General features: G+C 43.8%; 8 protein-coding genes. 7 read left to right on the forward strand and 1 reads right to left on the reverse strand.

Going from position 1 to position 9,097, the window contains the following annotated elements; genetic code table 11:
• Positions 1 to 124: 124 nt before the first annotated feature.
• On the reverse strand, positions 125 to 511 hold the full coding sequence (locus B3014_RS10800; protein WP_289243886.1) for a hypothetical protein: 387 nt from the start codon (positions 509 to 511) through the stop codon (positions 125 to 127).
• A 367-nt stretch (positions 512 to 878) separates the two neighbouring features.
• Between B3014_RS10800 and rimP the strand changes: the two genes are divergently transcribed.
• The 7 genes from rimP to pnp form a co-directional block, all read left to right on the forward strand.
• Positions 879 to 1,325, forward strand: a complete 447-nt coding sequence (gene rimP, locus B3014_RS10805; protein WP_286305248.1) for a ribosome maturation factor RimP — start codon at positions 879 to 881, stop codon at positions 1,323 to 1,325.
• Positions 1,326 to 1,402: 77 nt separating this feature from the next.
• Positions 1,403 to 2,911 (forward strand): transcription termination factor NusA, encoded by a 1,509-nt coding sequence (gene nusA, locus B3014_RS10810; RefSeq protein ID WP_289243885.1) that lies wholly within the window; start codon positions 1,403 to 1,405, stop codon positions 2,909 to 2,911.
• A gap of 3 nt (positions 2,912 to 2,914) precedes the next feature.
• Positions 2,915 to 5,722, forward strand: a complete 2,808-nt coding sequence (gene infB, locus B3014_RS10815) for a translation initiation factor IF-2 (RefSeq protein WP_289243884.1) — start codon at positions 2,915 to 2,917, stop codon at positions 5,720 to 5,722.
• Complete coding sequence (gene rbfA, locus B3014_RS10820; RefSeq protein ID WP_286305246.1) at positions 5,722 to 6,102, forward strand: 30S ribosome-binding factor RbfA; 381 nt, start codon at positions 5,722 to 5,724, stop codon at positions 6,100 to 6,102. Before infB ends, rbfA begins: the two co-directional genes overlap by 1 nt.
• A 12-nt stretch (positions 6,103 to 6,114) precedes the next feature.
• A complete protein-coding gene (truB, locus tag B3014_RS10825) occupies positions 6,115 to 7,041 on the forward strand; it encodes a tRNA pseudouridine(55) synthase TruB (RefSeq protein ID WP_289243883.1) in 927 nt (308 codons plus the stop codon).
• A gap of 133 nt (positions 7,042 to 7,174) precedes the next feature.
• Positions 7,175 to 7,444: a 30S ribosomal protein S15 gene (rpsO, locus tag B3014_RS10830; RefSeq protein WP_007145766.1), complete on the forward strand. Its 270-nt coding sequence runs from the start codon at positions 7,175 to 7,177 to the stop codon at positions 7,442 to 7,444.
• Positions 7,445 to 7,634: 190 nt separating this feature from the next.
• The coding region (gene pnp / locus B3014_RS10835; RefSeq protein WP_289286979.1) for a polyribonucleotide nucleotidyltransferase at positions 7,635 to 9,097 on the forward strand (1,463 nt) is incomplete at its 3' end.

Here is a 9,097-nt window from a genome sequence, read left to right on the forward strand (position 1 = left end):
TGGAGCAGCCTGGTAGCTCGTCGGGCTCATAACCCGAAGGTCGTTGGTTCAAATCCAGCCCCCGCTACCAATAGAATATAAAAAGCTCAAAACAACTTGTTGTTTTGAGCTTTTTTATTGGGCGTTAATACACCTCACCGTATCTCTTAATCGCATCTTCTTTTTCTATAAATCTGGCATTAACTAATTGCCAATGCTGCTGACTCTCCATAACAACGTTGCAGCCTAGTGCTTGCATGTGACCGCTTTGCAGAGCAAACATGGAGCGACCAGCCTGCCTTACATCGGAAAAATAACGATCTAAACTGATATCGATTACTTTTTTTGGATGAATATTCTCAACATAGATACGTAATCCGCCTCGTTGTGTACAGTCACTACTAGTATCTTCATCTTCTATTGTTTTAAACACTATGTAATCTGAAGCATGTTCACTGTCAGCAGAGAGAGGATGGCTGACACTTATAGAACATAAAAAATAAAGAATAAAAGGAGATAGTGATATTTTCATGAGTTCTTTTTCCTGTGCTTACAGAAAACAAACTGACCTGACTGCAGGAATGAAAGTTTTCCCAAGAAAGATATAAAGGTAATTTTCATAGCATGAATGTCAGTTGATTCATGATTGTGTGGTTGAAGCAAGTAAAACTGAGTTTGTGGCTATAAATAGTTTAAGTTGCTGTGACGGGTAGGTTTCTGTTAATATTCTGTGCTTTCTGGAGAGCAATCAGTACTGGAAGCAAGCTTGTTCCAGCACAGATGCTTATGGCAGAGCGGTGTAGATTAGCCGCATGACAATATTTTGAATTCCGGGCCCCTGTATGGGGTTTTTGTTTTTCTGGAGAATTGATTTAGGCCGCAAGGCTTAATACATACTTATGGCCATTACTGATCAGATTGAACAACTTGTTGAGTCTTCCATTGAGACTCTTGGATATGAATTGGTAGGCATTGAATATATCCAGGGCGGCCCCGATCCTATCTTACGAATCTACATTGATGCTGAGCAAGGCATTGGTATAGAAGACTGTGAAAGGGTGAGTCATCAAGTGAGCGGTATTCTTGATGTAGAAGAGCCAATTCGAAGTGCTTACGTGCTGGAAGTATCATCCCCAGGATTTGATCGACCTTTATTTAAGGCTCGGGACTTTGAAAGATTTAAAGGTGCTGAAGCCAAAATAACAATGAAATTACCTGTCGCTGGCCGACGTAATTTCAAGGGCGTATTAGAGGGCTTTAGTGATGGTGAGATCTTAATAGAAGTGGATGGTGAGGTATATGCCTTGCCTTTGGCAAAGTTAGCAAAAGCAAGACTTGTTGCCTAAAACAAGCGTATTATTAGCGGTTAATATATTGAATACTGAGCTGGATTTGGTCTGCTACGTAATCCACTGGGGGCGTGATGAATAACAAAGAAATTTTATTGGTTGTCGATGCCATGTCTAATGAAAAAGGCGTGGGCAAGGAAGTGATTTTTCAGGCAATTGAAGCGGCGTTAGCGATGGCTACACGTAAACGCTATGACATGGCATTGGATGCACATGTACAGATCGATCGTGTCACAGGTAATTACGAAACGTTTCGTCAATGGTTGATCGTCGAAGATGAAGACTATCAGTCACCAGAGACAGAAATTACAATAGAAGATGCTCAAGAAAGCAATCCTGATGCTGTAGTGGGTGAGTATGTTCGCGAACCTATGGAGTCTGTTGAGTTTGGTCGTATTGCGGCACAGACTGCTAAACAGGTGATTGTCCAGAAAGTACGTGAAGCAGAACGCGCACAGGTAGTCGACCAATATCGTGAGAAGGTCGGTCAAATGATTCACGGTACAGTGAAACGTGTTGAGCGTGGCAATGTGACTTTGGATCTTGGTGGTAATGCAGAAGCATTTTTACCACGTGAAGAAATGATCCCGCGTGAGAGTTTCAGAACGGGTGATCGTATTCGTGGTTACTTAAAAGAAATTAGACCAGAAGGTCGTGGTCCACAACTCATCGTCAGCCGTGTTGCTCCTGAGTTATTAATCGAACTCTTCCGCTTAGAAGTGCCTGAAATCAGTGATGGCATGATCGAAGTAAAAGGGGCGGCGCGTGATGCTGGTTTGCGAGCTAAGATCGCTGTACTGGCCAAAGAGTCACGTATAGATCCTGTTGGTGCCTGTGTCGGTATGCGTGGATCACGTGTTCAAGCAGTCACTAATGAGCTAGCTGGAGAGCGTGTTGATATTATCCTTTGGGATGAAGATGTTGCTCGATTTGCTATTAATGCCATGGCGCCAGCTGAAGTTTTATCTATCGTTGTTGATGAAGACGCGCATAGCATGGACATTGCTGTTGAAGATGCTCAGTTATCTCAAGCGATTGGTCGCGGTGGACAAAATGTGCGCTTAGCCAGCCAATTAACGGGGTGGGAACTCAATGTGATGTCAGCTTCTGATGCTGACAAAAAAGCAGAGTCTGAAATTGGCGAATTAATCAAAACCTTCATGGCCGATCTTGATGTCGATGAAGATGTTGCATTAATTCTGGCCCAAGAAGGCTTCTCATCACTTGAAGAAGTGGCTTATGTCCCAGAGCATGAAATGCTCGACATTGAAGAGTTTGATGCCGATATCGTTGCTGAACTTCGTTCGAGAGCAAGAGATGTACTTTTAACTCGCGCGATTGCAAGTGAAGAACAGCTGGAGTCAGCAGAGCCAACTCAAGAGCTGATAAATATGGATGGGATGACGCGTGATCTCGCGTTAACTTTGGGAAGTAAAGGTATCACTGATCTTGATGATTTAGCTGAACTCGCCGTCGATGAGTTAGTTGAAATAGGTGGTATGGAAGAACAGCAAGCTGCTGCACTTATCATGAAAGCCAGAGAATCGTGGTTTGCTAATGAACAAACAGATGCAGGGGAGTAACCAATGAGTGACATGAGGGTTAAGGACCTAGCTGGCACAGTCGGAATTACAGCTGAACGCTTGGTCGAACAGCTGAACGAAGCAGGGATTAACGTCTCAAAGCCTGATGACTTCATTACTGAAGATCAAAAACAGACGTTATTACAATTCTTGCAACAGCGTCATGGTAAGTCTGGTGGTGGTGAAACCGCAGTGCCTAAAAAAATTACACTAAAGCGTAAATCAGTTAGTGAAATTAAATTAGGTGGTACAGCGCGTGGTGGTAAAAGTGTTAGTGTTGAAGTACGGAAAAAACGTACATACGTAAAACGTAACGAAACTGAAGACAGCACTACCAATACAGAGCAAACCGCTCAGATGAGTGTGGCTGAACAACAAGCTGCTGAGGTGGCGAGACTTGAAGCGCTTCGATTAGAAGAAGCCAAGCGCCGTCAACAGGATGATGAAGCTCGACGTCTTAAAGAATCTGAAGAAGAAGCAGCGGCTGTAGCGGCGGCAATCGAAGCAGAGAATAGAGCGGCAGAAGAAGCCAAGTTAGCAGCAGAAGAAGAGAAAAAAGCCCTGGAAGAAGAAGCTAAATCTAAGAAAGCTGAAAAAGCGATTGAAGAAACAGTGAAACCTAAACCAAAGCAGAAAACAGAAACATCATCCTTAACGGCCTCTCAACTTGCACATAAAAAGCTTGAAGAAGCTGATGCAAAGAGACGTGCTGCAAACCTGGCTAGAATTGAAGCGGAAAAAGCACTCGAAGCCAAGAAAAAAGCACGTGAAGAAGAAGAGGCTCTTGAGAAAGAAAGGGAAAAAGCACGTGCTGCTGCTGCAGAAGCGCAAGCAAAAGAACAAAAAGCAGGTGTGCGTAAGACGAAAGATGCCGAAGCGAAACATAATCGTGAAAAATCTAGTCGCAAAGGCGGTCGTAACGATGATGAGTTTGAGCGTAAAGAACTTCACGTGACCGAAGGCAAAGGTGGGCGCCGTAAGAAGAAAAAAGGATCGGCAGCGAAAGTCGCTGTTAACAAAGATCAGGAACACGGCTTTTCAAAACCTACTGCACCCGTCGTACATGAAGTAAACGTACCGGAAACCATCAGTGTTTCTGATCTAGCTCAGCGTATGTCAGTTAAAGCTGGTGAAGTTATCAAGGCTCTGATGGGACTTGGCACCATGGCCACCATCAACCAGGTTCTTGATCAAGATACCGCAGTTATTGTGGTTGAGGAAATGGGGCATATTGCAAAACCTATCATCGAGAATGAAGTTGAACAAGCACTTCAAGTGTCTGATGAGCATCAGGGCGAAGCAATTGGTCGAGCGCCAGTTGTTACTGTCATGGGCCATGTTGACCATGGTAAAACATCGTTATTGGACTACATCCGTCGCACCAAAGTGACTTCTGGTGAGGCAGGTGGTATCACTCAGCATATTGGTGCCTACAAAGTCGAAACCAGTCGTGGTGAAATCGCATTCCTTGATACACCGGGCCATGCTGCATTTACAGAAATGCGTTCACGCGGTGCAAAAGTGACTGATATCGTGATTCTGGTGGTCGCGGCAGATGACGGTGTTATGCCGCAAACAATTGAAGCTATTCAGCATGCTAAAGCTGCTGATTCAGTCATCATTGTTGCTGTTAACAAAATAGATAAACAGGATGCTAACCCTGATCGTGTGAAGCAAGAATTAGCTAATCACGAAGTCATTCCAGAAGACTGGGGTGGTGATGTTCAGTTTATTCCTGTATCAGCATTAACGGGGCAAGGTATTGAAGATCTGCTGGAAGCTATTTCGCTTCAGGCAGAGGTTATGGAGCTGAAAGCACCTGAACAAGGACCTGCTCACGGTACTGTCATTGAAGCGCGACTGGATAAAGGTCGTGGTACGGTGGTAACGGTACTGGTTCAACAAGGGACTTTAAACAAGGGCGATATCGTCGTTGTTGGTCAAGAGTATGGCCGCGTTCGTGCTATGTTTAACGAGACAGGCGAACAACTTAAACATGCTGGCCCTTCAACACCGGTAGAGTTACTTGGCTTATCTGGTACACCCGCTGCCGGTGATGAACTTCAGGCAGCGCCTGATGACCGCACCGCACGTGAAATTGCCAACTTCCGTCAAACAAAAGCCCGTGAGCAAAAAATGGCTCAACAACAAGCGGCTAAATTGGACGAAATGTTCAACAAGATGGAAGAAGGTGACGTTAAAACACTTAATGTTGTTATTAAGGGTGACGTTCACGGCTCTGTTGAAGCAGTGAGTCAAGGGTTGCAGAAACTGTCTACAGATTTAGTAAAAGTCCGTGTTGTCGGTTCAGGTGTTGGTGGTATTAATGAAACCGATGCTCAACTTGCTGCCGCTTCCGATGCGATTCTGATTGGCTTTAATGTTCGTGCTGATAATGCAGCACGTAAAGTGATCAGTGAAAAAGGTCTGGATGTTCAGTACTTCAGCATCATTTATGACCTATTAGACGTTGTTACTAAAGCCATGACAGGTATGCTTGAACCTGTATACAGAGATGAAATCATCGGGTTGGCTAGAGTTGACGATGTATTTAGATCGCCTAAGTTTGGTGATATCGCAGGTTGTTTGGTTGTAGAAGGTACAGTTAAACGCAACAACCCAATTCGTGTACTACGTGATAACGTAGTGGTATACGAAGGTGAGCTCGAATCATTACGTCGCTTTAAAGATGATGTTAATGAAGTCAATGCGGGTACTGAGTGTGGTATCGGTGTGAAGAACTACAAAGATGTCAAACCAGGCGACCAAATCGAAGTGTATGAACGTGTATTAATGAAGCCGACCCTGTAATGGCAAGAGAATTTAGTCGTACAAATCGCTTTAGCGAAGTCATAATGAGAGAACTCGCGTTGATGCTTCAACGCGAGATTTCTGATCCACGTGTGGGAATGGTTACTGTCTCACACGTCGATGTGACGTCGGATCTTAAGTATGCCAAAGTCTATGTCACCCGTTTTAATGGCTTTGAAGATGAGCAGGACATGAAAGAATGTTTAGCAGGTCTGAATAGTGCTGCTGGTTATCTGAGAAGAGGTCTGGCTGGACGGGTCAAGCTAAGAAACATGCCTGAATTGCAATTCTTTTATGATAAAAGCCTGGAACACGGGTTCCACATGGATGAATTGATTGCCAAAGCGAATGCAGATATTCGTCGGGAAGACGAAGACTAATTTATCACGCTGATGGCAAGACGAAATAAAAAAGGTCGGGATGTTACCGGCATTGTCATTATTGATAAGCCTACCGGGCAAAGTTCAAACCACATTCTTCAACGAGTCAAACGCCTGTTCGATGCTAAAAAGGCTGGACATACAGGTAGTCTCGATCCTCTTGCTACAGGCGTACTTCCTGTTTGCTTGGGTGATGCGACAAAATTATCCAGTTACTTATTAGACGCAGATAAGCAATATCACGTTACCTGTCAGCTGGGTATTATCACCGACAGTGGTGATGCTGACGGTAATGTACTTGAAGAACTGCCTATTCCCGAATTTACTGAATCTACGCTTAATCAAATCATCCAGCAATTTATCGGTGAGATTGATCAGGTTCCACCTATGTTCTCCGCATTAAAACATCAGGGGCAACCGTTATATAAACTTGCAAGACAAGGTATCGATGTAGAAAGAAAAGCGCGTCGAATTACGATCTATGAGATTCAATTGCTCGATTACCAAAGACAGAGTTTTACTTTATCAGTAAGGTGTAGCAAAGGTACCTATATTCGTACCTTGGTAGAAGATATTAGCCATGCCTTAGGCACTGGTGGCCATGTCACAATGCTGAGAAGAACAGCAGTCGCTGGTTATGATTTATCAGACGCCATTACACTAACGTCTCTTCAGGAAAAATCAGATAAGCAGGGCATCAAAGCACTTGATGAACTATTGCAACGAGCAGAAGATGCATTACCCGACTGGCCAAGCATTCAGCTTGATGAAGAGGGAACAAAAAATATTAGTTTTGGACGCTCTATTTCGGTACATGAGCCTTTTATAAGCGCAAATGTCAGATTATTTAATGTGAATAATGAGTTTATTGGTTTAGGCGAAATGTCAGCAGAAGGTGTGGTATCACCGAAGCGTTTATTTGCAAATGCGGTGGCTTAAACTACGCCTTGTTTCATAATAAGAAAGTCGGTAGAATCCCTACCTTCAAAAAGGTTGGCTGTTCTGGTATGTATCTGCTGGGGCAGTTCAGAATTTAACTAGTAGCAAAAGCTACAAAAAGTTGGAGTATTTAATGTCTATTTCTGCACAACAAAAGAAAGAACTGATCACTAAATTTGCACGTTCAGAAGGTGATACTGGTTCTGCTGAAGTACAAGTTGCTTTGTTAACAGCGCGTATCACAAACTTGTCAGAGCATTTCAAAACAAACATTCACGATCACCATTCACGTCAAGGTCTGTTAAAAATGGTTAGCAGCCGTCGTAAAATGTTGGACTATCTGAAAAAGACAGATATCGAACGTTACCGTGCATTGATTGCTGAATTAGGTTTACGTCGCTAAGTTGATTTTGGTGACTCATTATATGCAGCCAATGTGGCCGGCAAAATCGGCGACCTCAAGGCAGGATATATAAAATATGCCCCTGAAGCTATAACAGTTTCAGGGGCATATTCGTTTTTAGATTTATGATTTTTATATCAGTTGTGAAACGGGTTCATAACTGACAACAGAGAAGAGAAGGAAGAAAAGAGTGAACTCAGTAAAAAAGACAGTTCAGTACGGTGACCATTTATTAAGTCTTGAAACCGGAAAAATCGCACGTCAAGCCGGTGGTGCCGTTATTGCCAGTCTTGGCGAAACGTCAGTATTAGTAACCGTTGTTGGTAAAAAAGATGTCAACCCAGGCCAAGACTTTTTTCCTTTAACTGTTAATTACCAGGAGCGTACATACGCAGCCGGTAAAATCCCTGGTGGTTTCTTCAAACGTGAAGGCCGTCCAAGTGAAAAAGAAACATTAACGTCTCGCTTAATCGATCGCCCACTACGTCCTTTGTTTCCAAAAGGGTTTGTTAATGAAGTGCAAGTGATTGCAACGGTTGTTGCACTGGATCCAGAAATTGATCCGGATATTCCTTCAATGATAGGTGCTTCAGCAGCACTGGCTATTTCAGGTATTCCGTTTAATGGGCCACTGGGTGCTGCACGTGTTGGTTATGTTGATGGCAGCTATGTATTAAACCCAGGCAAAGCTCTACTGGATAAAAGCGCATTAGACCTGGTCGTTGCAGGTACTGAAAGCGCTGTTTTAATGGTCGAGTCTGAAGCCTCTGAGTTACCTGAAGAAGTGATGCTGGGTTCGGTCATGTTCGGTCACCAGCAAATGCAGACCGCTATTAACTTGGTCAAAGAGTTACAAGCTGAAGTCGGCAAACCTGCCTGGGATTGGACTGCACCTGAAAAAGACGTCACTTTATATAATCAAGTGAAAGACACTGCCTATGCTGGTATTCAAGAAGCTTATGCTATCAGCGACAAGCTAGCGCGTTTAGAACAGTTAGGTAATGTTCGTTCAGCAGCCGTCGAAGCTATTGCTACAGAAGATTCAGAATATTCTGAAGATGATGTGAAAGGCGTTTTTGCTAAGTTAGAAAAGGAATTAGTGCGCGGTAAGATCATTGCTGGTGATCCACGTATCGATGGCCGTGACACATCAAGTGTTCGCCCAATCTTCGTTGAAACAGGTGTCTTACCACGTGTCCATGGCTCAGCATTATTCACTCGCGGTGAAACTCAAGCTATCGTTGTGGCCACATTGGGCGCCGAGCGTGATGCGCAAATGATTGATGCTGTGGAAGGTGAATATCGTGACCGCTTTATGCTTCACTATAATTTCCCTCCATTCTGTGTTGGTGAAACAGGTTTTGTTGGTTCTCCAAAACGTCGTGAAATCGGTCACGGTAAATTAGCCAAACGTGGTATTCAGGCTGTTATGCCTTCAGCGGAAGAATTTCCGTATGTAGTGCGTGTTGTCTCTGAAATCACCGAATCAAACGGTTCAAGTTCAATGGCTTCAGTCTGTGGTACCAGCTTGGCGTTAATGGATGCGGGTGTGCCGATTAAAGCACCTGTTGCTGGTATCGCGATGGGCTTAATCAAAGAAGAAAATGGTTACGCTGTATTGACGGATATCTTAGGTGATGAAGATCATTTAGG

The organism is Methylophaga sp. UBA678, from assembly GCF_002299105.1.
GTDB lineage: Bacteria > Pseudomonadota > Gammaproteobacteria > Nitrosococcales > Methylophagaceae > Methylophaga > Methylophaga marina.

What these genes read in the sequence shown, in the direction of transcription:
- rimP (WP_286305248.1), top strand. Translation starts at nt 879, where the DNA reads ATGGCCATTACTGATCAGATTGAACAACTTGTTGAGTCTTCCATTGAG.
- truB (WP_289243883.1), top strand. Translation starts at nt 6,115, where the DNA reads ATGGCAAGACGAAATAAAAAAGGTCGGGATGTTACCGGCATTGTCATT.
- nusA (WP_289243885.1), top strand. Translation starts at nt 1,403, where the DNA reads ATGAATAACAAAGAAATTTTATTGGTTGTCGATGCCATGTCTAATGAA.
- B3014_RS10800 (WP_289243886.1), bottom strand. Translation starts at nt 511, where the DNA reads ATGAAAATATCACTATCTCCTTTTATTCTTTATTTTTTATGTTCTATA.
- rpsO (WP_007145766.1), top strand. Translation starts at nt 7,175, where the DNA reads ATGTCTATTTCTGCACAACAAAAGAAAGAACTGATCACTAAATTTGCA.
- rbfA (WP_286305246.1), top strand. Translation starts at nt 5,722, where the DNA reads ATGGCAAGAGAATTTAGTCGTACAAATCGCTTTAGCGAAGTCATAATG.
- infB (WP_289243884.1), top strand. Translation starts at nt 2,915, where the DNA reads ATGAGTGACATGAGGGTTAAGGACCTAGCTGGCACAGTCGGAATTACA.